The 21514-nt window shown below is 67.2% G+C and carries 24 protein-coding genes; 11 read left to right on the top strand and 13 right to left on the bottom strand.

Annotation, left to right across the window (positions count from 1 at the left end):
• Nucleotides 1-387 precede the first annotated feature (387 nt).
• The gene (locus AACX88_RS14805; RefSeq protein ID WP_339393647.1) at nucleotides 388-2928 is read left to right on the top strand and encodes an ATP-dependent Clp protease ATP-binding subunit; all 2541 of its coding nucleotides are present in this window, start codon (nucleotides 388-390) and stop codon (nucleotides 2926-2928) included.
• 181 nt (nucleotides 2929-3109) lie between these two features.
• Nucleotides 3110-3709 carry an amino-acid N-acetyltransferase gene (locus AACX88_RS14800; protein WP_339393646.1) on the top strand — a complete coding sequence of 200 codons (600 nt, stop codon included), beginning with the start codon at nucleotides 3110-3112 and terminating at the stop codon, nucleotides 3707-3709.
• 16 nt (nucleotides 3710-3725) lie between these two features.
• On the opposite strand, the gene AACX88_RS14795 is transcribed toward AACX88_RS14800, so the two are convergent.
• The gene (locus tag AACX88_RS14795; protein ID WP_339393645.1) at nucleotides 3726-4292 is read right to left on the bottom strand and encodes a TetR/AcrR family transcriptional regulator; all 567 of its coding nucleotides are present in this window, start codon (nucleotides 4290-4292) and stop codon (nucleotides 3726-3728) included.
• A 61-nt stretch (nucleotides 4293-4353) separates the two neighbouring features.
• On the opposite strand from AACX88_RS14795, the gene AACX88_RS14790 reads away from it, so the two are divergent.
• The gene (locus tag AACX88_RS14790) at nucleotides 4354-4896 is read left to right on the top strand and encodes an SRPBCC family protein (protein WP_339393644.1); all 543 of its coding nucleotides are present in this window, start codon (nucleotides 4354-4356) and stop codon (nucleotides 4894-4896) included.
• Here the strand turns inward: AACX88_RS14790 and AACX88_RS14785 are convergent.
• Nucleotides 4880-5926, bottom strand: a complete 1047-nt coding sequence (locus tag AACX88_RS14785; protein WP_339393643.1) for an HhH-GPD family protein — start codon at nucleotides 5924-5926, stop codon at nucleotides 4880-4882. The genes AACX88_RS14790 and AACX88_RS14785 overlap by 17 nt on opposite strands.
• Before the next feature lie 36 nt (nucleotides 5927-5962).
• Between AACX88_RS14785 and AACX88_RS14780 the strand changes: the two genes are divergently transcribed.
• Nucleotides 5963-6742, top strand: a complete 780-nt coding sequence (locus AACX88_RS14780; RefSeq protein WP_339393642.1) for a hypothetical protein — start codon at nucleotides 5963-5965, stop codon at nucleotides 6740-6742.
• A 25-nt stretch (nucleotides 6743-6767) separates the two neighbouring features.
• Here AACX88_RS14780 and AACX88_RS14775 read toward each other — a convergent pair whose 3' ends face one another.
• Genes AACX88_RS14775 through map form a run of 3 tightly spaced genes read right to left on the bottom strand, consistent with a single transcriptional unit; the run spans nucleotide 6768 to nucleotide 9413 of the window.
• Nucleotides 6768-7160 (bottom strand): VOC family protein, encoded by a 393-nt coding sequence (locus tag AACX88_RS14775; protein WP_339393641.1) that lies wholly within the window; start codon nucleotides 7158-7160, stop codon nucleotides 6768-6770.
• A gap of 50 nt (nucleotides 7161-7210) precedes the next feature.
• Nucleotides 7211-8587: a DNA repair protein RadA gene (gene radA, locus AACX88_RS14770; RefSeq protein ID WP_339393640.1), complete on the bottom strand. Its 1377-nt coding sequence runs from the start codon at nucleotides 8585-8587 to the stop codon at nucleotides 7211-7213.
• 58 nt (nucleotides 8588-8645) lie between these two features.
• Complete coding sequence (gene map, locus AACX88_RS14765; protein ID WP_339393639.1) at nucleotides 8646-9413, bottom strand: type I methionyl aminopeptidase; 768 nt, start codon at nucleotides 9411-9413, stop codon at nucleotides 8646-8648.
• A 138-nt stretch (nucleotides 9414-9551) separates the two neighbouring features.
• Between map and AACX88_RS14760 the strand changes: the two genes are divergently transcribed.
• Nucleotides 9552-9770: a hypothetical protein gene (locus AACX88_RS14760; RefSeq protein WP_339393638.1), complete on the top strand. Its 219-nt coding sequence runs from the start codon at nucleotides 9552-9554 to the stop codon at nucleotides 9768-9770.
• On the opposite strand, the gene AACX88_RS14755 is transcribed toward AACX88_RS14760, so the two are convergent.
• The 4 genes from AACX88_RS14755 to AACX88_RS14740 all read right to left on the bottom strand — a co-directional run bounded on the left by AACX88_RS14755 (nucleotide 9771) and on the right by AACX88_RS14740 (nucleotide 13075).
• Nucleotides 9771-9974, bottom strand: a complete 204-nt coding sequence (locus tag AACX88_RS14755) for a PLD nuclease N-terminal domain-containing protein (RefSeq protein WP_339393637.1) — start codon at nucleotides 9972-9974, stop codon at nucleotides 9771-9773.
• Nucleotides 9975-9990: 16 nt separating this feature from the next.
• Nucleotides 9991-10209 (bottom strand): PLD nuclease N-terminal domain-containing protein, encoded by a 219-nt coding sequence (locus tag AACX88_RS14750; RefSeq protein ID WP_339393636.1) that lies wholly within the window; start codon nucleotides 10207-10209, stop codon nucleotides 9991-9993.
• 28 nt (nucleotides 10210-10237) lie between these two features.
• Complete coding sequence (amaB, locus tag AACX88_RS14745; protein ID WP_339393635.1) at nucleotides 10238-11794, bottom strand: L-piperidine-6-carboxylate dehydrogenase; 1557 nt, start codon at nucleotides 11792-11794, stop codon at nucleotides 10238-10240.
• A 129-nt stretch (nucleotides 11795-11923) separates the two neighbouring features.
• Entirely contained in the window at nucleotides 11924-13075 is a 1152-nt protein-coding gene (locus AACX88_RS14740; RefSeq protein WP_339393634.1) for an NAD(P)/FAD-dependent oxidoreductase, read from the bottom strand.
• Between the two features lie 279 nt (nucleotides 13076-13354).
• Between AACX88_RS14740 and AACX88_RS14735 the strand changes: the two genes are divergently transcribed.
• The 3 genes from AACX88_RS14735 to AACX88_RS14725 are packed head-to-tail and all read left to right on the top strand — an operon-like array spanning nucleotide 13355 to nucleotide 15502.
• Nucleotides 13355-14230 carry a LysR family transcriptional regulator gene (locus AACX88_RS14735; protein WP_339393633.1) on the top strand — a complete coding sequence of 292 codons (876 nt, stop codon included), beginning with the start codon at nucleotides 13355-13357 and terminating at the stop codon, nucleotides 14228-14230.
• A gap of 38 nt (nucleotides 14231-14268) precedes the next feature.
• Complete coding sequence (locus tag AACX88_RS14730) at nucleotides 14269-14895, top strand: helix-turn-helix domain-containing protein (protein WP_339393632.1); 627 nt, start codon at nucleotides 14269-14271, stop codon at nucleotides 14893-14895.
• A 4-nt stretch (nucleotides 14896-14899) separates the two neighbouring features.
• The gene (locus AACX88_RS14725) at nucleotides 14900-15502 is read left to right on the top strand and encodes a class I SAM-dependent methyltransferase (protein ID WP_339393631.1); all 603 of its coding nucleotides are present in this window, start codon (nucleotides 14900-14902) and stop codon (nucleotides 15500-15502) included.
• Nucleotides 15503-15511: 9 nt separating this feature from the next.
• Here AACX88_RS14725 and AACX88_RS14720 read toward each other — a convergent pair whose 3' ends face one another.
• The 4 genes from AACX88_RS14720 to AACX88_RS14705 all read right to left on the bottom strand — a co-directional run bounded on the left by AACX88_RS14720 (nucleotide 15512) and on the right by AACX88_RS14705 (nucleotide 20036).
• Nucleotides 15512-16159: an NUDIX hydrolase gene (locus AACX88_RS14720; protein WP_339393630.1), complete on the bottom strand. Its 648-nt coding sequence runs from the start codon at nucleotides 16157-16159 to the stop codon at nucleotides 15512-15514.
• Between the two features lie 53 nt (nucleotides 16160-16212).
• Nucleotides 16213-17730, bottom strand: a complete 1518-nt coding sequence (locus tag AACX88_RS14715) for a nicotinate phosphoribosyltransferase (RefSeq protein ID WP_339393629.1) — start codon at nucleotides 17728-17730, stop codon at nucleotides 16213-16215.
• Complete coding sequence (locus AACX88_RS14710; protein WP_339393628.1) at nucleotides 17727-18572, bottom strand: phosphoribosyltransferase family protein; 846 nt, start codon at nucleotides 18570-18572, stop codon at nucleotides 17727-17729. Before AACX88_RS14710 ends, AACX88_RS14715 begins: the two co-directional genes overlap by 4 nt.
• A gap of 96 nt (nucleotides 18573-18668) precedes the next feature.
• Nucleotides 18669-20036, bottom strand: a complete 1368-nt coding sequence (locus AACX88_RS14705) for an MFS transporter (RefSeq protein WP_339393627.1) — start codon at nucleotides 20034-20036, stop codon at nucleotides 18669-18671.
• Nucleotides 20037-20137: 101 nt separating this feature from the next.
• Here AACX88_RS14705 and AACX88_RS14700 point away from each other — a divergent pair, with 101 nt between their 5' ends.
• The 3 genes from AACX88_RS14700 (at nucleotide 20138) to AACX88_RS14690 (ending at nucleotide 21513) form a co-directional block, all read left to right on the top strand.
• A complete protein-coding gene (locus AACX88_RS14700; RefSeq protein ID WP_339393626.1) occupies nucleotides 20138-20536 on the top strand; it encodes a MarR family winged helix-turn-helix transcriptional regulator in 399 nt (132 codons plus the stop codon).
• Between the two features lie 87 nt (nucleotides 20537-20623).
• Nucleotides 20624-20944: a putative quinol monooxygenase gene (locus tag AACX88_RS14695; protein ID WP_339393625.1), complete on the top strand. Its 321-nt coding sequence runs from the start codon at nucleotides 20624-20626 to the stop codon at nucleotides 20942-20944.
• Nucleotides 20945-20970: 26 nt separating this feature from the next.
• The gene (locus AACX88_RS14690; protein ID WP_339393624.1) at nucleotides 20971-21513 is read left to right on the top strand and encodes a hypothetical protein; all 543 of its coding nucleotides are present in this window, start codon (nucleotides 20971-20973) and stop codon (nucleotides 21511-21513) included.
• The last annotated feature ends 1 nt before the right edge of the window (nucleotide 21514 follow it).

Below are 21514 nucleotides of genomic sequence, written 5' to 3'. Positions count from 1 at the left end.
AGGTAGCGTGATCCATGTCGAGGTCCTCAGGATGGGCAGTGTCAGAACTTCCATCCTCGGAGGGCCTCGACCCCTATCCAGGCACCGACGCGCCCAACCCGACTACACTCTCAGCTGCGAAGAGCCGGTAAATCCTTGTCCACAAGAGCCGTTGTCCGCCTCGCATCGGTCGTCGGGTGTGCCGATACGACGTGGCGGCCATCCGGGCGCCGTTCGGTTCCGAACCGTGAATGAGTCCCGGTGCGCGGTGCGGCTCGGGCACGCAACTCGGGCGGCGTCTCGATTTCGCCCTGAGCCGAACGGTTTCGGCTGAGGGCGAAACGTGCAATAGATCCGGGGAGAGGGTCGTTACGCTCTACAGAATACGAAGACTCCAGGAGGGTGAATATGTTCGAGCGGTTCACTGACCGAGCCCGCCGAGTGGTGGTGCTCGCCCAGGAAGAGGCCAAACTCCTCAAGCATAACTACATCGGCACCGAGCACATCCTGCTCGGACTCATCCATGAGGGTGAGGGCCTGGCAGCCAAGGCACTCGAGGGGATGGACATCTCCCTCGAGCAGGTGCGCGACCAGGTGCAGGAGATCATCGGGCAGGGACAGCAGGCGCCGAGCGGTCACATCCCGTTCACGCCGCGTGCGAAGAAGGTCCTCGAGCTCAGCCTCCGTGAGGCACTCCAGCTGGGCCACAGCTACATCGGCACCGAGCACATCCTGCTCGGACTCATCCGCGAAGGCGAAGGCGTGGCCGCTCAGGTCCTCGTCAAACTCGGCGCGGACCTCGGCCGGGTGCGCCAGGAAGTCATCAAGCTCCTCTCCGGCTACCAGGGCAAGGAGCCCGTGGCCGCCGGCGGACGCGAAGAGGGCACTCCGTCGGGTTCGCTCGTCCTCGACCAGTTCGGTCGCAACCTCACCGCTGCCGCGCGTGAGGGCAAGCTCGACCCGGTCATCGGTCGGCACGAGCAGATGCAGCGGGTCATGCAGATCCTCTCGCGCCGGACGAAGAACAACCCGGTCCTCATCGGTGAGCCCGGCGTCGGCAAGACCGCCGTCGTCGAAGGCCTCGCGCAGGCCATCGTCAACGGCGAGGTCCCGGAGATCCTCACCGACAAGCAGCTCTACACGCTCGATCTCGGCTCCCTCGTCGCCGGTTCCCGCTACCGCGGTGACTTCGAGGAACGTCTGAAGAAGGTGCTCAAGGAGATCCGCACGCGCGGAGACATCATCCTCTTCATCGACGAGATCCACACCCTCGTGGGTGCCGGTGCCGCCGAAGGCGCGATCGACGCCGCCTCGATCCTCAAGCCGATGCTCGCCCGCGGTGAGCTGCAGACGATCGGTGCGACGACGCTCGACGAGTACCGCAAGCACATCGAGAAGGATGCGGCCCTCGAGCGCCGCTTCCAGCCGATCCAGGTGCCCGAGCCCTCTCTCGCGCACTCGATCGAGATCCTCAAGGGCCTGCGCGACAAGTACGAAGCGCACCACAAGGTGACGATCACCGAGGGTGCACTCGCGGCCGCGGTGAACATGTCCGACCGCTACATCAACGACCGGTACCTGCCGGACAAGGCGATCGACCTCATCGACGAAGCCGGTGCGAAGCTGCGCATCTCGCGTCTGTCGGTGCCGCAGGAGATCCGTGATCTCGAGGAGAAGATCCTCGAGGCCCGTCACCGCAAGGAAGCTGCGATCGATGCTCAGGACTTCGAGCTCGCCGCCTCCGAGCGCGACACGGAGATGAAGCTCCAGCACGAGAAGGAGGAGCAGACCGAGGCGTGGCGCAAGGGCGGCAAGGACACCTCTGCCACCGTCGACGCCGATCTCATCGCCGAGGTCCTCGCCTCCGCCACGGGCATCCCGATCTTCAAGCTCACCGAGGAGGAGTCCTCGCGTCTGCTGCGGATGGAGGACGAGCTGCACAAGCGCATCATCGGTCAGAACGACGCGGTCAAGTCGATCTCGCGGGCGATCCGTCGCACGCGGGCCGGGCTGAAGGATCCGAAGCGTCCCTCCGGTTCGTTCATCTTCGCCGGTCCCACCGGCGTGGGTAAGACCGAGCTTGCCAAGGCTCTCGCCGAGTTCCTCTTCGGGGATGAGGATTCGCTCATCAGCCTCGACATGTCGGAGTACTCGGAGAAGCACACGGTCTCGCGTCTCTTCGGTTCGCCTCCCGGCTACGTCGGCTACGAAGAGGGCGGCCAGCTCACCGAGAAGGTGCGTCGCAAGCCGTTCTCGGTGGTGCTCTTCGATGAGGTGGAGAAGGCTCACTCGGATATCTTCAACTCGCTGCTGCAGATCCTCGAGGACGGCCGTCTAACCGACTCGCAGGGTCGTGAGGTCGACTTCAAGAACACGATCATCATCATGACGACCAACCTGGGTACGCGCGACGTCTCCAGTGGTCTGCAGATGGGCTTCCAGGTCGAGGGTGACACCAAGACCAACTACGACCGGATGAAGCAGCGGGTCAATGAGGAGCTCAAGCAGCACTTCCGTCCCGAGTTCCTCAACCGCGTCGACGACACGATCGTGTTCCCGCAGCTGAACAAGGAGGAGATCATCGAGATCGTCGATCTCTTCCTCGAGCGCCTCGACACGCGTCTGGCGGACCAGGGCATGAAGGTCGAGCTCACCGATGCGGCCAAGAACCTTCTGGCCGATCGCGGCTACGATCCCGTGCTCGGTGCCCGTCCGCTGCGCCGGACGATCCAGCTCGAGATCGAGGATCAGCTCTCGGAGAAGATCCTGTTCAAGGAGATCGGACGCGGGCAGACGATCAAGGTCGACGTCAAGGGCGAAGGCAAGGACGCGACGTTCACCTTCGACGGCGTCGAGACCGAGACGTTCCCGACGTCGAGCTCCGATGACCAGGAGTCCGGCGGGGAGCTCGCCGGTGCCGGTTCGAGCCCCTCGGGTTCGGCCTCCTGATCCACGCGGTCCGCTCAGCGGGCAGGCTGTGAAGCGGCCCCTGGCCTGAGGACTTCGGTCCTCGGCCCGGGGTCGCTTCGCTGTCTGCGCCCAGTCACGCGCGCGGGGGTCGGACTGGAGGGCAGGAATGCGGATGCGGATCCGGATCATCACCTCGCCGAGGATGGTGTTGAATGAGGGGATGAGCTCAGCCGCCTTCGACCACGGTCTCGTCGCCTTCGACCACGGTCTCGTCGCCTCCGACCACCACCAGACGCACGGTCTGCCCAGCGGTCTGCGTCTGCGCCGGGCGAGGACCTCCGACGTCAAAGGCATCGAGGCCCTCGTCGCCCCTTTGGCCGACGAGCGGATCCTGCTCGCCAAGGACACCGTGACCTACTTCGAGTCCCTCCAGGAGTTCTGGCTCGTCGTCGACGTCCAGCCCGACGGCAGCGAGATCCTCGCCGGCTGTGCCGCCCTGCACATCATCTGGGCTGACCTCGCTGAGGCGCGCACCGTGGCGACCTCGCCGGACTACCGGGGCAGGGGTGTGGGCAAAGCGCTCATCCGCCAGCTGCTCGCCGACGCCGTGGAGATCGGGGTGAACCGGGTCTTCTGCCTCACCTTCGAGACCGGTTTCTTCGGTTCACTCGGGTTCGAACCGATCAAGGGCATCCCCGTCTCACCCGAGGTCTACGTCGAGCTTCTCCACTCCGCCGACGAAGGCGTCGCCGAGTTCCTCGATCTCGCCCGCGTCAAACCGAACACCTTGGGCAACACCCGGATGATCAAGTACCTCTAGGCCTGCGCAGCGAGGTTCACGGTGCCTCGGCGATGGCGATGAATTCCCGACGCAGTGCTGCACGATTCCGCACGGGTGAGGTCCTAGGGTCGCTGAGGAGGGCGAGGTTGCCGAGGTAGGCGGCGTAGAGGACCCGTGCTCGCGCGTCCGCCCGGGTCGCGGACAGGCCCCGGCGTTTGAACAGCTCGGTGAGGTAGCTGATGCGCAGGGCGTGTACGCGAGTGACCGCGGGCGCGATCTGTGGATGATCGCTGGAGTTCACCAGCTTCCACTCGAGTGCATCGTTGTCGGAACTGCCGAGAACGATGTCGATGAGCGAGACGAGTGCGCGGTCGGGATCCTGATCGGCGATCTCAGCGATCACGGCTCGCGTGGCCGTCTCCTCCCAGGTCTCCATGACAGCGTCGAGGAGATCCGCGCGGTTGGCGAAGTGCCAGTAGAAGCTGCCCTTCGTCGTTCCCAATCGTGCGGCCAGCGGTTCGACAGCGAGGTTGTCGAACCCCCGCTCGACTCCGAAGCGGGTGGCGGCCTCGATCCAATCAGCTCGGCTGAGCCGGGTTCTCTGAGCAGTCTCCTTCGGCATGGTGGCAGTTTACCGTACGGGGGCGTATGGTTAGTTCCATACGCCAACGTATTGAGGAGTCATGTCCACCTCGTCATCCACCGTGCTGCGCAACGTCCATCAGCGAGAAGTTCCCGCAAGCGCCGAGGAGGTGTGGGCGCTCGTCGAGCGACTCGGCACTGCCGCCGATTGCCTCTGGCCCAGCGATCGCTGGCCGGCATTGAGACTCGATCGAGGAGTCGCCATCGGCAGCAAGGGCGGCCATGGGCCCATCCGCTATCACGTTGCCGAGGTCGAAGAAGGTACGTGGGTGCGTTTCGCCTTCGATCCTGCTGGTGGATTCGTCGGTGGACATGAGTTCCGCCTCGAATCGACCGATCACGGAACCCGGCTAGCCCACGAACTCGAGGTGCATGCACCGGGGATCGTGCTCACCGGCCTCATCCTGCCCTTGCACGATGCGCTGCTCGAGGATCTGCTCGACGATCTCGAGGCGAACATCAGACGAGTGCCCTCTCGGCGTCGGCGACTGCCGGTCGGGGTTTGTGTCCGCCGTACGGTCATCGACGTGGTCGAGGCCCTGTCCGCTCCGTTCGCCGGTCGATCCGTCACCGCGGCAGGCTGAGCCGGTCCCCGTGCTGGGCGGCCAGACCGTCCGCGACGAGATCGGCTGCCAGGCGCGAGATCCGCTGAGCATCAGCGCTGAGGTCGCGCATCGTCCTCAGCTTCGCCGAGGTGGCCGTTCCGAGGGATTCGACCATGTTCTCATCGAGTTCGGCCGTCGTGGCGGTGAACAGATCGAAGGGAACGCCGTCGAGTCGATCGTTCTCTGCGTCGTCGAGGGTCTCTTCGTGCGCGGCCTTGAGGACGTCCATGATCGCCCCGCGCAGCTGCCGGTCGGTGCCCGCCCACTTCTGGGTCTTCGGTCTCTCCGTCGAGGCGGGTCGGCCTGAGCGGTTCCAGGCGCACACCTCGGCGAGCGGGCAATCGTCGCACTTCGGGTTGCGGGCGGTGCACACCAGGGCACCGAACTCCATGACTCCGGCGTTCCACCGCACATGCTCGACTGCAGGGACGAACTGTTCAGCCCACTGCGTCTCCCGGCGGCTCGGGGAGGTCGTGGGTCGGTCCCGGCCGGCGAAGACGCGCACGAGCACGCGGCGGACATTCGTGTCGAGCACGGTCGTGCGCTGTCCGTGGGCGAACGAGGCGACCGCGGCCGCGGTGTAGGAGCCGATGCCGGGCAGCGCCTCGAGCTCGGCGGCGGTGGTGGGGACTCGGTTGTCCAGGTCCTCAGCGATGACCCGAGCGGCTTCCTGGAGCCTCAGCGCCCTGCGGGGGTAACCGAGCCGGTCCCAGCTGTGGAGCACCTCGGCGGTGGGGGCGGTGGCAAGATCGGCAGGGGTCGGCCACTTCGCCATCCATGCCCGCCAGCGGGGTTCGACACGGGAGACCGGGGTCTGCTGGGACATGATCTCGCTGACGAGCACCGCCCACGCGGTGGTCGCCGGGTCTCGCCACGGCAGAGGGCGTTCGGCGGTGGCGAACCAGTCGATGATCGTCGCCTGCACGAACTCGACCTCGCCGGGGGAGACCGTCGGGAAGGGCGCAGCTGTGGGGGCGATCCCAGTTTCAGACGTGGTGCGGTGTGTCATTTGGATGCTCAATCGCAATTGCCTAGGCTCATTGCGATGACTCCTTCCGATCGTGGTTCGCAGCCGAAGCAGCCCCGCCAGTCTAGCGGGAAGCTGCCGGCACACGTCTATCGTCGACGCCGGATCACGCTGGCTGTGCTCAGCCTCGTCGTCATCGGTCTTCTCGTGCTCGGCATCGCCGGAATCACGAAGGCTCTCACCGGCGGCGGGACGGAACCGGTCGCGGAGCCTGTCGCGACTTCTGCCTCGCCCACACCGCAGGCCCCTGTCCCCGACAAGCAGGCCGCGAGCGGTGCCTGCCCGGGCAGCGCCGTCGCCGTGAGCGCGAAGGCCGATAAGAAGAGCTACGACGAGAACACGAAGCCGAAGTTCGAGATGACCGTGGCGAACAACCACAACGCCACGTGCCTCATCGAGGTCGGCACCAAGCAGCAGGAATTCATCGTCAAACAGGGCTCTGACGTCGTGTGGTCCTCACGGTACTGCGCCGCCGACAAGGACGAGAACGCGGAGGCCCCGACGGAGTTCGCCCCGGCGTCTCAGAAGACTGCCCAGTTCGAGTGGAACCGCATCCGGGTCGACAAGAACTGCAACAAGACCGACAAGGGCTTCGCCCCCGGCAAGTACGACCTCGTCGTCAAGCTCGGGGATAAGGAGAGCAAGCCCGCGACCTTCGAACTCGAGAAGGACGAAGCGACGAAGGCCAAGGAGAAGAAAGCCGCCGAGGAGAAGAAGGCGAAGGAAGAGGAGAAGAAGTCCGAGGAGAAGAAGACCGCGGACCCCTCTTCCGGGGAGAAGGATTCGAACTCTCCCTGATCGCGACTGTGCGACCGGACAGGGCTCAGGCGCCGCGATAGGAGCCGACTCCCCACGAGTTCCCGTCGTGGTCGCGGAAGTCGAATTCGCGGCCGCCATGGGGTTGTGTGGCCACGGGCCGCACGATCGCGTGCCCGAGCTCGCGGATCTCCCGGTACAGGCGGTCGACCTCCCGTTCGGTGGGCACGACGATGTAGATCGAGGCACCGCCGACGCTGTCGAGGGCTGAACCGTCATGGCGCACGGATCCGATCATGATCCCACCCGTCTCGCCGAGCGCATATTCGGCGTGGAGGACGAGACTCGGGTCGTCGTCATCGAGAACCGTGAGCCGCTCGGTGAAGCCGAGGGTGACGAGTATGGTGGTCGTGGCCTCCACATCGGTTGTCCTCAGCGCCGGAAACACTGTGGTCGTCATCTATCAAGCATGCCCTGTTTCGCCTCCGATGTCCCGGACTTTCTCCAACGTCACTGGCCTGCGGCGGGATCCTTCGCCTTCTCCTTGACCACGGTCGCTACCGCCTCGGCGATGTGCTCGCACTCCCTGACGACCATCCCATCGGGGACGGCGACATTGCGCAGCGCTCCATGGGCGACGATCGCCCGCGTCATCCCCAGTCTGGCCGCCTCGGAGAGTCGCTGGCCGAGGTTGGGCACATTGCGGATCTCCCCGGAGAGGCTGATCTCGCCGATCGCGACGAACTTCGCGTACAGCGGCCTGCCGAGGGCCGCCGAGGCCAGGGACAGGCAGATCGCCAAGTCGCTGGCCGGTTCGGAGAGTTTGGCCCCGCCGACGGTGGCGGTGAAGACATCGGACTTCGCGAAGTTGACCGCGCTGATGTTCTGACTGAGCACGGCGAGCATCATCGCGACCCGTGAGGAGTCGACTCCGGAGACCGACCGACGCGACTGTCCTGCCGCTGACTCGGTGACCAGTGACTGCACCTCGACGAGCAGCGGCCGTTTGCCCTCCTGCGTCACGGTCAGGCACGTGCCCGGGGGAGTGGAACCTGAGGAGCGGGAGAGGAACAGACCTGAGGGGTCCTCGAGGCTCTTGATCCCGTTCTCCGCCATGTCGAAGCAGCCGACCTCGTCGGTGGGGCCGAACCGGTTCTTGATCGCCCTGAGCATCCGCAGGCGTGAGTGCTTCTCGCCTTCGAACGTGCACACGACGTCGACGAGGTGTTCGAGGAGGCGGGGTCCGGCGATCGTGCCGTCCTTCGTGATGTGGCCGACGAGGACGGTTGAGAGCGACCGGGACTTCGCTTCGCGGATGAGGGCCGCGGCAACCTCGCGGACCTGGGTGACGCCGCCGGGCACGCCGTCGACCTCGGAGGAGGCCAAAGTCTGGATGGAGTCGACGATGAGCAGGTCGGGGTTCTCGGCTTCGATCATGCCGAGCACTGAGCCGAGGTCCGTCTCCGCGGCCAGCAGGAGGTTCTCCTCGAGGGCGTTGGTTCGGTCAGCGCGGAGTCTGACCTGTCCGGCCGATTCCTCACCGGTGACGTAGAGGACGGTGTTCTCGAATTTCGCGGCCCGGGCTGCGACGTCGAGGAGGAGCGTCGACTTGCCGACGCCGGGTTCGCCGGAGAGGAGAATGACTCCGCCGGGCACGATGCCGCCGCCGAGCACGCGGTCGAATTCGTCGACGTAGGTCTTGCGTGCCACTGCGAGGGTGGAGTCGACCTGGGTGATCGACTTTGCGCCGGCGGACTTCTTCACCTTCGTCTTCACGCTCGAGGTGGTCGCGCCCTTCTCCTCGAGCGTTCCCCAGGCTTGGCATTCGGGGCAGCGTCCGAGCCATTTGACGCATGAGTAGCCGCATTCGGTGCAGGTGAAAGACATGGGATCATCCTGCCACGGGGCACTGACACAGACCGACCGTCATGGACGGTTACAGCCTTCAGTCGACGACGGTGAGCACCCGAGGTCCATCCTCGGTGATGGCGATCGTGTTCTCCGAATGGGCACCGTTCGACCCGTCGGCCAGCCGCAGCGTCCATCCGTCCTGGTCGACCTTGAGCTTCTTCGAGGTGAACGACCACCACGGTTCGATCGCCAGGGTGAGACCCGGTTTGAGGACCATGCCGCGTCCGCCCTTGCCGCGGTTGGCGACGTGCGGGTCCTCGTGCATCGTGTGTCCGAGTCCGTGTCCGCCGAAGTCGAGGTTGACCGGGATGCGCTGTTCGTCGGCGACGTCGCCGATCGCCTGGGAGATGTCGCCGAGGCGGCCGCCCGCCTGGGCGGCGTTGATACCGGCTTCCAGCCCGGCCCACGTCGAGTCGATGAGACGCTGGTCCGCATCGGTGCCTTCGCCGACGACGACGGAGCGGGCGGCGTCGGCGACCCAGCCGTCGATGGCGACCGCGAAGTCGAGGGTGAGGAGGTCGCCGTTCTGCATGACGTAGTCGTGCGGCTTGCCGTGGAGGACGCCGTCGTTGACCGAGAGGCAGATGACGTTGCGGAAGGGGCCCGAGCCGAAGGACGGGGCGTAGTCCCAGTAGCAGGACTTCGCGCCGGCGTCCTCGATGAGCTTCCGGGCCCGCTTCTCCAGGTGCATGAGGTTCATGCCCGGTTCGGCAGTTTCGGAGAGTTCGGTCAGCGTCTTCGCCACGAAGCGACCGGTCACCGCCATCTTGTCGATCTCGGCGGGGGTCTTCAGCTCAATCACAGGTGTGCTCCTTGTCGTCAGTGCTCACCGGCAATTCTAGTTCTCTCACGTCCCCAGGATGCCTGTCGGGTTGCCCAGTCTCAAGAGCGACAACTGAGGTTGTTGAATCGGGTAGCCAGGATCGGTAGTTTCGGAAACATGAGGAACCTCGTCGTCGCCTTCATCCTCGGGTCGTCGCTTGCGATGTCTTTCTTCACCGGGGAGGAAGCGTTGCGCAACGGGGACCGGGCGTGGCCGCTGTGGCTCATCGTCTTCCCGCTCGTCTCCTTGGGAGGCCTGGTCGCACTGCTGCTGGAGCACCGGAAGAAGACGAAACGTCGCTGCGACGGCGACGAGGGGCAGAGCGCGTTGCGCTGATCAGCGGGGCGGTGACGTCGCAGCACGGTAGACCAGCCACACGATGGGGCCGGCGACCGGGAAGAGGAAGACGAGGAACGCCCACGCGAGCTTCGCGGCCGACTCCAGTCGTGATTGCAGAATGCTGACCAGCGCCCAGACGAAGAGCGCGAATCCCACAACGATGATCCCCACCAGGACCAGTTCGACAGTTCCCGGCATCATCGGAGTCGCTCGCTCCTCACGCCCCAGCGCGGGGAAGCCGGCGGTAGTAGAACCACAGCAGGGAACCCAGCACCGGCAGGAACAGGGCGATGAGCGCCCACACCAGGCGTGCCCGCGGGTCGAAGTCCGAACGGCAGATGCTCACCATCGACCACACGACGAGAACGATCGCCACGACGACGAAGCCCGACCACGCGATGTCGTAGGCGGAGGGAATGAGAGGGGTGTCTGCCATCCTCCCAGCCTACTTCAGCCGTGGTGTGTCACAGGAATTCGACGCCCTGAGCAAGTGGCAGCTCACCGGAGTAGTTGATCGTGTTCGTGGCCTGCCGCATGTAGGCCTTCCACGAATCCGAGCCGGACTCCCGGCCGCCGCCGGTCTCCTTCTCCCCGCCGAAGGCTCCTCCGATCTCCGCCCCCGAGGTGCCGATGTTGACGTTGGCGATCCCGCAGTCGGAGTGGGAGAGGAAGGTCTCCGCCTCGGCGAGGTCCGAGGTGAAGATCGCCGAAGACAGGCCCTGCGGTACGCCGTTGTGGATCGCGATCGCCTCGTCGAGGTCGGTGTACGTGACGACGTAGAGGATCGGGGCGAAGGTCTCGGACTCCATCACCGGAGTCTGCGCCGGCATCTGCACGACCGCGGGTTCGACGAAGTGGGCGTCCGGGCGCTCCTCGGCGAGCACGCGACCACCGCCGACGAGGACCTCACCACCCTCGTCCTCGGCTTGCCGCAGCGCCTCCTGCATCCCCTCATACGCGGCTGCGTTGATGAGCGGGCCGACGAGCACCCCGTCCTCGGTGGGGGAGCCGATGCTCAGCGTCCGGTAGGCTGCGACGATCCGCTCGACGAACTCCTCGGCGATCGACTCATGGACGATGAGGCGGCGCAGGGTCGTGCACCGCTGCCCGGCCGTTCCCGCCGCAGCGAAGACGACGCCGCGCAGGGCGAGGTCGATGTCGGCACTCGGGGCGACGATCGCACCGTTGTTCCCGCCGAGTTCGAGCAGCACCCGACCGAAGCGCTCGGCCACCACCGGCCCCACCTCACGGCCCATCCGCACCGACCCCGTCGCCGAGACCAACGCGACGCGGTCGTCGCGGACCATGGCATCGCCGATGTCCCGCCCGCCGATGAGGACAGGCACGAGACCGTCGGGCACCCCCACCTCGGCGGCGGCCCGGGCGAGCAGGGACTGCGCCCCGAGGGCGGCGAGGACGGCGTTCTCCGACGGCTTCCACACGACCGCGTCCCCGGCGACGAGCGCAAGGGCGGTGTTCCACGAATACACGGCCACGGGGAAGTTGAACGCGGAGATGACCCCGACGACGCCCAAAGGATGCCACGTCTCCATGAGCCGGTGACCGGGGCGTTCGCTCGGCATCGTCTTGCCCCACAGCTGCCGGGACTGACCGAGGGCGAATTCGCAGATGTCGATCATCTCCTGCACCTCGCCGGCAGCCTCCGACGGGGTCTTCCCGGCCTCGACGGTGACGATCTTCGCGAGCTCCTCCTTGTGCTCGGCGAGCAGCTGACCCCAGCGGGTCACGAGCTGACCGCGCACCGGGGCGGGCACGTCCCGCCAGGTCTCGAAGGCCTCGGCGGCTTGCCCGATCTTCGCCGAGGCGGTCGCCGGGGAATCCGCGGCGAGCGTTGCGAGGACCTGGCCGGTGATGGGAGAGCGGGCCGTCAGCGTCACCCCGGTCGCCGCGTCCGGGGCGAGGACGGACGCGTCGACGCCGCAGGCCCGAAGTCCGTCATCGAGGAGGCCCGCGATGGTCTCGTCGTCGGGAAGGGTGGTCGGTGCGGTGGTCGCGGTCATGGCGGTCCAATCTGTGTCGGTGTGAGCATCGTGTCGGTGTCGGTGTCGGTGTCTGTGTCAGTGGCGGAGGCTAGTGTGCGGTTACCGGGGTCGGGATGGCTGATTCGTCGGGAGAAGGGAGCGACATGGTCACACGATGTTGAGCTCCTTGCGCAGGCCGCTGCGCGCGAACCGGTCCTTATCGAGCGGGGCCACATCGGTCAGCGGGGTGCGTCCGGTCATGAGGTCGGCGACGACCTCCCCGACAGCCGGTCCCATGAGGAAGCCGTGGCCGGAGAACCCGCACGCATAGGTGAAGCCGTCGAGCTCCCGCGCCTGTCCGATGAGCGCATTGTGGTCGGGAGTCATCTCGTAGAGTCCCGCCCAGCCGCGTTTGACCTCGACGTCGGCGAGGTCCGGGGTGCGGGCGCCGATGAGTTCGGAGAGGGTGAACAGCCAGTCTGGGTCGCGGCGTTCGTCGAACCCCCACCGGTCCTCGGCGTCGGGACAGCCGAAGAGGAGGCCTCTGCCCTCGGGATGGACGTAGTAGCTCGACGAGAAGTCGATCGTGAACGGCATCGCCGAGGTGTCGAAGCCCACCGGTTCGCTCACCATGATCTCCCGCCGCAGCGGGGTCACGGGCAGATCGACTCCGGCCATCTCACCGATGAGTCCCGACCAGGCGCCTGCCGCGCACACGACCTGTGAGCACGTGATCGGCCCCTGCGTCGTCTCCACCGAGGTGATCCTCCGCCTCCCGTTCTCACCTCGGGTGACGATGCCGGTGACCTCGCAGCACTTGACCACCGTGACCCCGCGGTCCCGGGCGGCGGTGATGTAACCGGCGACGACGGCCTCCGGTGTGCAGTGACCGTCACCGGGATTGAAGGCCCCGGCCACGAGACCTGTGGTGTCGACGTACGGGGCGAGTGCGGCCACCTCGTCGACGGTGAGCATCTGCGAATCGAGGCCCAGACGCTGCTGGAGTGCGACATTGGCTGCGAACATCTCCGCCGATTCGGGGGAGTCGAGGAGGAAGAGGTAGCCGTTGGAGACGAGATCGATGTCGGTGCCGAACGTCGACTCGAAGCTGCGGAGGATCTCGAGGCTGCGCACGGACAGGGCAATGTTGACCTCGTCGGAGAACTGGCACCGGACCCCGCCCGCGGCCTTCGACGTCGAGCCCGAACCCGGGACGTCGCGTTCGACGAGGACGATCCTGCCCGCTCCGCGCTCGGCGAGGTTGTAGGCGATCGATGCCCCCATGACGCCGCCGCCGATGATGACCACATCTGCGTCCATACCGCACCTCGCTTCGCTGCCGCCGACCTCGTCGTCGGCTTGTCATCCATTGTGCTGTCCCTCACACTTAAGGACAAGGCAGAGTTCGTGAACACTGTTTTCACGATTCCTAAAGATGGAGGGTTGTCGAGGGCCGAGATCTGCGGAGGAGGATCATCGTCCGACGAGCGCTGATCGCAGACGAGCGCCGGCGGCAGACTGGCACCGGTGGCAGGCTGGCGCTGATCGCAGAGGGCAGGCTGGCGCTGGTCACAGAGAACGAGTGGGAAGGAGCGAACCGTGGCGTGGACCTTGGGGCAGCTGCAGACCTTCGTCGCCGTGGCCGAACGCGGATCGATGACCCGGGCCGCCGAGGCGCTCGGCTACAGCATCGGCGCCGTCTCCCAGCACATGAGCGCCCTGCGCCGGACGATCGGATCCGAACTCGTCCACCGGCGCGGCCGCGCCCTCGTCCTCACCGAAGCCGGACGCACCCTGCTCCCGCGGGCCAAGGCCATCCTCGCCGCCCAGCAGCAGGCGGAGACCGCGATGCTCGGCCGCGACTTCGGCCACGAGGCGATCGTCACCCTCGGCGTATTCGGGTCGACGTCGACGTTCGCTCTGCCCGCGATCGTCCGTCTCCTCGCCGAGCGTCACCCCGACATCGCCGTGCGCGCCCGCGAGGTCAACGTCGAGACGATGTCCGCCGCCGTCATCGACGGCGCCATCGACTTGGGCATCGGCATCGACTACCCTGCAGTGCCCCTGCCGCCGATGCGAGGCCTGCACTGGCAGACGGTCGCGGCCGAGGACTTCGGTGTCGTCACCCCCGCAGGCGTCGCGCTGCCCGGCCCGGGCGACCTCGCCGAGGCGGACTGGATCCTCCCGCCGGCCCCTGACCTGTTCGGTCGCGCGATGCGGTTGGCCACCTCGGCGATGGGGATCCAGGCGAAGGAGACCCACATCGTCACCGACACCGCGGTGGCCCTGGCTCTGGCCGGTACGGGACTCGGGCTCACGCTCGCCACCCCGATCATGATGTCCCTCGGCGGCGACGACATCGACCTCCACCCGATCACGGGAGCCGGCGGGCGCGAGATCATCGTCCTCACCGCCCCCGCACCCTCCACTCCGGTCGCCGCCGTCGCCGAGGTGGTCGCCGAGGTCTTCGCGTGAGGCCCTGACCGCGGACCCGACCGCTAGAGTCGGGATCCATGGACACCTCTGCGCCCGACCCGCACGGGAAGACCGATCCTCACGGCAGGGTCGATCCTGATGCCCTCGAACCGGTCATCGAGAGCATCGGCCCGCGCCTGCGTGAGACCCGGACGGCTCGCGGCCTCACTTTGAGCGAGGTCGCCGAGCGCCTCGGAATCTCGGTGAGCACGCTCTCGCGCCTCGAATCGGGTCGCAGGCGAGCGACCCTCGACCTGCTCATCGGACTCGCCCGCATCTACCGGGTCGCCCTCGACGACCTCGTCGGGGCACCGGCGACGGGCGATCCGCGGATCCGCCCGACACCCGTGCGCGTCAACGGCATGGTCTTCCTGCCGCTGACGAGCCGGAACGCGCCGGTCGAGGCGGTCAAGATCGTCCTGCCCGGACATCGACCCGGTGACCCGATCACCCAGCGGGCACACGGCGGCTACGAATGGCTGTACGTGCTCAGTGGAACCGTCGACCTCAAACTCGGACCCGCGATCACCCGTCTCGAGACCGGTGAGGCGGCTGAATTCGACACCCGGGAACCCCACGGAATGGTCAGCGCCACCACCTCGGCGGCAGAGGTCCTCGCGCTCTTCAGCGCGGAGGGCGAGCGGATCCACGTGGGCCTACACTGAGGCCATGAGCTTCGACCACCAGTGGAACCGGATCCGCGCGAACAACCCCGAACACTCGGCGAACTATGCGAAACGCTGGCGCAGCCTCGTCGACGCCGGACACGACATCGGGGGAGAGGCCCGCTTCGTCGACGCGATGGCCCCGCGGGGAGGCCGCATCCTCGACGCCGGCTGCGGCACGGGACGCGTCGGCGGCTTGCTCATCGGGGCCGGCCACACCGTCTACGGCGTCGACCTCGACGAATTCCTCATCGCCGTCGCCGAGGAGGACTTCCCCTCCGGCGAATGGCACACCGGCGACCTCGCCGACTTCGACTTCGCCGGTGCCGGGATCACCGACATCGACGTCGCCGTGTGCGCGGGCAACGTCCTCGCCTTCCTCGACCCCGCCTCGAGACGGCAGACCCTGGAGAACATCAGGTCGACGCTCAAGCACGGCGGCCGTTTCGTCGCCGGCTTCGGAGCCGGACGCGGCTACGAGTTCGACGACTTCGTCGACGACGTCAAGGCCAGCGGCATGCTCGTCAGCCTCAAGCTCGCCACCTGGGAGATCCACCCGTTCGAACCCGACAGCGGCTTCCTCGTCCTCATCGCCGAACGCATCTGAGCCGAGCTCTCAGTTCCGAGTCCACGCCCACACGAGCGTGGGCCGCCCGCCGCGCGCAGTGGACTCGCGGGTCTCCCCGGTCGGTGCCGCCCACCCGAGTTCCTCGATCCGCCGCCGCAGATTCCGCAGCGGCGGTGTCCTCTCCACCCCGGCGGCAGCGGCCAGCTGCTCCTGGGCGAGGAACGCGTCCCTGGAGGTGAAAGCCTCCCCGAAGAACGCCTCGGTGACCTCCCGGTCGCTCCACAGCAGCTCGAGCAGGCGGCGGGCCGCCAACCGGACGAGGGCGTCGTGGTCGAACGGAAGCCCGACCGCCTCGGCGAGAGGCACACCCTCACCGGATTCGGGCGTCAGCCCCGGTGCAACCGCGGCGACCTTGACGATCGAGAGCGTGGGCCCGCGCGGATCCCGCTCCGGGGCATCCTCGATGCCGACATCGCGGATGACGACCTGAGCGTCGGCGATGCCCACCTTCGACCCCAGTGCCCGGTCGGCGGCGTCGATCGACCGCTCCCGCTGCATGAGCACGCCCGGGAGGGCGAGCTCACCGACGAAGGGCTCGAAGGCGCGCCGACCGAGGACGACCTCGACGGTCTCCGGGCGGTAGCGCAACGGCACGACATCGACGGAGATGAGCGGCTGGGTCCAGGTCTCGGTCATGCCCACCATCATCGCATCGACGCCGGCTGTGACCGCGCACCCGCCGAGAGCGCTCACGGCCTGCCGGCGGCGATGCGCTGCCGCACCGCATCGAAGGAGTCGACGACGGTGAGGCGGCCGTCGACGAAGATCGGCGCCAATGCGCTCCCCGCCTCCTCCTCGGGTGCGGCCCGTTCGATGAGGACGAACTCCCCGGACTCGTCGCGGGTCACCGCCAGACGCCCGGTCGCCGACTTCTTCGTCCCGTTGTCGGTCACCGGGTCCTTGATGAGGTCGCGTCCTTCACCGTCGATCTGCGCCCAGGTCGCCTTGATCGCCGAGGCGAACGTGTCCCTGGTCTGGTATTGGTAGGTGAAGCTACCGATCCCGAAGACGACGTTCGTCGACGCGAATCCCTTGGCCTCGAGACGCGCGATGATGTCGGTCATGCGCTCGAGGGTGATCGAATCGCCGTAGATCGCGCCGATGTGGGGGTCGAGGACCTTGAAGCCCTGCGGGGTGAGCGTGCCGCCGAAGATCTCCCAGAGGAGTTCGATGACGCCCTTCTCGGCTGGGTCGCCGGCGGTGTCGTCGGCTGCGTCCTCGGCTGCTGACGGTTCATTGGTGCCCCCGACCTCGCCGGTGCCGCAGAGGATATCGGCCGGGTTGCCGGAGTCGGGACGGATGACGAGCCTGCCGTCACGGGCCATGATCTCGTCCTTGAGTCTGGGCAGGGTCTCGGTGATCACGCGCCACAGATCCCACGTGTCGGAGACGACGGAGAGGATGCCTGCAGGGTAGTCGCGCAGTAGCCGTGCGTAGGTCTCGTCCTCGTGGTCGCGTCCACCGGCCATCATCACACTGTGCTCGGTGGCCGGCACCGAGGCGGCGATCGGTTCGGTCGAGCCCGGGTAGTGCTTCTCGATCCACCACAGCGCCGGCAGCGAGTCCGTGCCGCGGAAGGCCGTAAGGTGTCCGGCGCCTGAGGCCTCCGCCGAGGCGATCGAGGTCTGGCCGCGGAATGAGAAGTCATGGCCTTGGAACTCGACCCCGGCCGTCGACCCAGTGGTGCGCAGGGCCGCGGCTTCGAGGACTGTGCGGAACCGGTCGGCGATCGTCGCGGTGGTCGAAGGGTGCCAGTAGGCGGCCGAGAGCGCGGATTCGACGTAGTTCGTCAGCCACGCGAAGCGGTCGTCGGTGTTCTCGATCGTGAACACTGGTACTTGCAGCGGTACGCGGGAGCCCTCCGGCAGGGCGCGGATGCGCAGCGGCAGGTGTCCGAGCCGGTGGAGTTCGCGGATGTGGTCGACGTCGACGGCCCCGGGGCCGAGGTAGGCGTCCATGGCCTGCTGGTAGGCGTCTGCGACCTCGTCTTCGCCGGCGGAGAAGAACGGGGCGAAGGCGTCGATGAGGAGCTCCCCGACCGCGGCCTGGAGTCCGAAGTGGATGACGTGGTCGACGCCGGGCAGGCGGCTGCCCCGGTTCGTGAAGTTCGACAGGACGCGGGTGGTGCCTGTCGGGTACTGCCTGCGGTGGCCGGTCTTGTAGCCGTCGGTGAGCAGCAGTGGGCGGATGGCGTCGAGAGCGGTCATGACTGGGCCTCCTGGATGAAGAGCGGGGTGAGCGGATGGATCGTTGCACCCACGGCCGGGTTGGTGTGGCCGGGGTGGGAATCGGTGGTGTGGATCGTGCCGAAGTACGTCCGCAGTCGTTCGGATCCGCGGGAGAAGACGCCGTGGGTGATCCACAGATCGAGGCGGTCGGGGCCGAGCCCGGTGACCTCGGCGAGACCGGTGAGGGTGCCGCCGCCGTCGGCGATGTCGTCGACGACGAGGAGCCTGCCGGAGTCCGGCAGCGGCTGGCATGAGAAGCCCGAGAGCTTCCCCGTCGTGAAGTCCCGGTGCTTGCGGGCGTGGAAGACGGGGACGTGGAGGGCGTGGGCCACCGAGGATGCGCGGGCTGCCGCACCCTCGTCGGGGGCGATCACCCCGACGTAGGGGTGTTCGCGCTCACCGGCGACGAGGCGGCTGAGCTGGGAGCGCACGAACCGGCCGAGCGGGTAGTCCTCGATGCGTTCGAGGAGCGAGGGCATGACGGGGGAGTGGGGGTCGATCGTGAGGACGCGGTCGGCGTGGACGGCGTTGGCGATCTCCGCGTAGACGCGGGCGCCGAGCGGCCGACCCCGATCCGCGCGTGCCCCGGGTAAGTAGGGAAGGGCGAGGACCACAGTGGCCGCTTCCGACCGTGCTCGGTCCGCGGCGATCGCGGCGGCGGCGAGATCGTCGGCGTTCGCGCCGCGGACGACGACGAGCAGAGTCGATCCGGCCTCGAGGTCGAAGTCGCGGACGTGCCATTCCCCGCCGGGGAACTGCGTGAGAGCCTCGCCGAGGTGGGTCGTCGTCCCGGCCGGTGTGATTCCGATGAGTTCGATCATCGCCCCTCCTGGTTAAAGTCGCTATGAGTAAAACCTGATGGCTTGAGCATAGCAACAAAGACTCATTGTGAGTCAAACCAGGCGAGGTGACGCTCGTCACTGAGGAGCGACGGCGGCTGTTCGTGGAACGAGCAGTGCGACTCCGAGGCCGAGGGTGATGATGACGGCGATTCCCGTCATCGCCGTAGTCAGCTGCGGAGACGAGGAGGCCGAGGTGAGAGCGATGAGCAGGGCCAGGCCGATCGCGCCGCCGATCTGCTGCCCCGCTGTCGCCAGCCCTCCGGCGTAGCCCTGGGCCGATTCGTCGACTCCCGTCGTGGCGGTGGCGAACATCGTCGTGAAGACGATGCCCTGCCCGAGGCTGAAGACCAGCGTGAGCGCGACGAGGGTGGCCCACTCGGTGTCCGCCTCGACGAACAGGGCGAATCCGGTCACGCCGAGGAGGCCGATGATCTGACCGCTGACGAGAGCGGTGCGCAGTCCGTACCGTGTCGCCAGTCGCGCCCCCGCCGTGGTGCCGAGCAGCACGCCGAGGCAGGGGATGACGAAGGCGAGGCCGGTGACCGCCGGGCCGAGTCCCCGTGTGTCCTGGAGATAGAGCGTGAGGAAGTAGGCCGTCGCGCCGAATCCTGCCATGAAGAGGAAGGTCGACGCAGTTCCGGTGGCCAGATGGCGGTTGCGGAACATCCCGAGATCGAGCAGCGGGTTGCCGGTCCGCGACTCGACGAAGAGCATGACGACGATCGCGGCGAGGCCGAGCCCCAAGCAGAGCAGGGTCGCCGGTGCTGTCCATCCGGATTCGGCGGACAGCGTCAGGCCTGTGACGAGGAGGATCGCCGAGGCGGTCGTGAGTATCGCCCCGGGAGCGTCGAGTCCGCGCAGTCGGGGGTGGCCGTCATCGGCGGGGACGGCGATGGCCGTGAGTGCGGCGATGAGTGCGATGAGCGGGATATTGACGGCGAAGATCGCCCTCCATCCCCAGGCGTCGGTGAGCACTCCGCCGAGGATGGAACCGAGCACCATGCCCGCCGAACCGGCCGCACCCCAGACGCCGAGCGCCCGGTTCCGTTCGGCGCCCTCGCGGAAGCCGACGCTGAGGAGCGCTAGCGTCGACGGCGCCAGCGCTGCTCCGCCGAGCCCCTGAATGCCGCGACCGGCGATGAGCATCCATTCGCCCACGGCGATCGTGCCGAACGCGGATCCGAGGGCGAAGAGGCTCAGACCGACGGCGAACATGCGTCTGCGCCCAAGGGCGTCCGTGAGCCTGCCGAAGAGGAGGAGGAAGCCGCCGAAGGCGATCGCGTAGGCGCTGACGACCCATTGCAGAGTCTGCGGGGAGAACCCCAGGCCGGCGATGTCGGGCAGGGCCACGAACACGATGTTGTAGTCGAGGCCGATGAGCAGTTGGGCGAGCCCGAGGGCTGCCAGCAGACCGAGCTTCGAGCGGGTGGGAGTTGCCGGCATCGTCATCCTCCAAATAGTCCGAGTTAGGATAATACGAAGTCTAAACATATAATCCGAACTGTGACTATATGAATTCGGATGAATTCTGCTAGGGTCGAGGTATGAGCACGGATGTCGAACTCTGCGGTCTCGTCGCGCGCCTCAACCAGCGATTGGATTCGCATGTCCGAAGGGTTGCCGACCGACTCGGCATCACAGCGTCCCAGGCGATCGCTCTGCGCGAGCTGGGGGAGCCGATGCGTCTGACAGCGCTCGCCGAACACATGAGCTGCGAGACGTCGAACGCCGGTTACGTCGTCGACCGGATGGAGGACCAGGGCCTCGTCGAACGTCTTCCCGACCCCGGGGACCGTCGTGCCAAACTCCTCTCACTCACCGAGGCGGGGCTGCGGTGCCGCGGGAACGTGCTGCAGGCGCTGTCCGAGCAGGCCCCCGTCGAGGCGCTCAGTGCCGAGGAGAGAGACTCCCTCGTCGCGCTTCTGCGCCGGGCCACGGCCTGAGGGACTCGTCAAAGCGGCTTGTTCGTGATTGGCTGGACGAAGCCGACCGGACAGGCCCACAGCCGGTCCCAGACACAGAGGAGAGCCATGATCTTCATCGTCGCGAAATTCGACGTCAAGCCCGAGAACGCCGAGTCCTTCCCCGCCGTGGTCGAGGACTTCACGAAGGGCACCCGCGCGGAGCCGGGCAATCTCTGGTTCGAGTGGTCGCGCAGCCTGGAGGCGCCCAACGAATACGTGCTCATCGAGGCGTTCACCGATGAGGGCGCCGAGCCGCACGTCAACAGCGACCACTTCGCCGCCGGCCTCGAGTCGATGCGGCCGCTGCTCGCCTCGACCCCGAAGATCATCTCCCGCCGGATCGACGGCGAGGGCTGGGACGAGATGGGCGAACTCGTCATCGACTGAGAACTGCTCCGGCCTAGACTGCTTCCATGGCGACGAAACCGCAGAACATCGAGTCCATCGAGAAGGCCCTCGGCGAGCCCTGGGCCCAGACCCGGGAGCGCCTCGAGAAGGCCGGAGGGAAGGACGCGAGCCACAAGGAGCTCGCCGACGCCCTCTACCCGCAGTTCGACGGAGTCGTGGCCAACCACGGCTGGTGGGTCCAGGGCGCCGTCGTCGCCTACGAGCAGGAGATCGGCCGCCGGGTGCCCGGCCAGCGCGCCGACGGCACCTTCGACGTCGCCGTCTCCCGAACCGTGCCGGGGGAGCGGGGCGAGGTCATCGACCGCTTCGCAGCTCTCATTGACGGCAGCCTCGGCGGGGTCGACCTCGATGGGCAGCCGCGCGTGTCGACGACACCCAAGCGCTCCTTCTGGAGGGCGAACCTCGTCGACGGCACGAAGATCGAAGCCGCCGCCGAACCGAAGGGCGACGACCGCACAGTGCTTGCGCTCACCGCATCGAAACTGCCCAGCGCCGAGGCGCTCGAGGAGCGGCGGGCCCAGCTCAAGGACCTCATCGCACAGGTGTGAG

Origin of the sequence: Brevibacterium metallidurans, assembly GCF_037101285.1 — a bacterium.
GTDB classification, from domain to species: Bacteria; Actinomycetota; Actinomycetes; order Actinomycetales; family Brevibacteriaceae; genus Brevibacterium; species Brevibacterium metallidurans.
The sequence above is the reverse complement of the archived record's forward strand: the minus strand, read 5'-3'. Positions and strand labels throughout refer to the sequence as shown.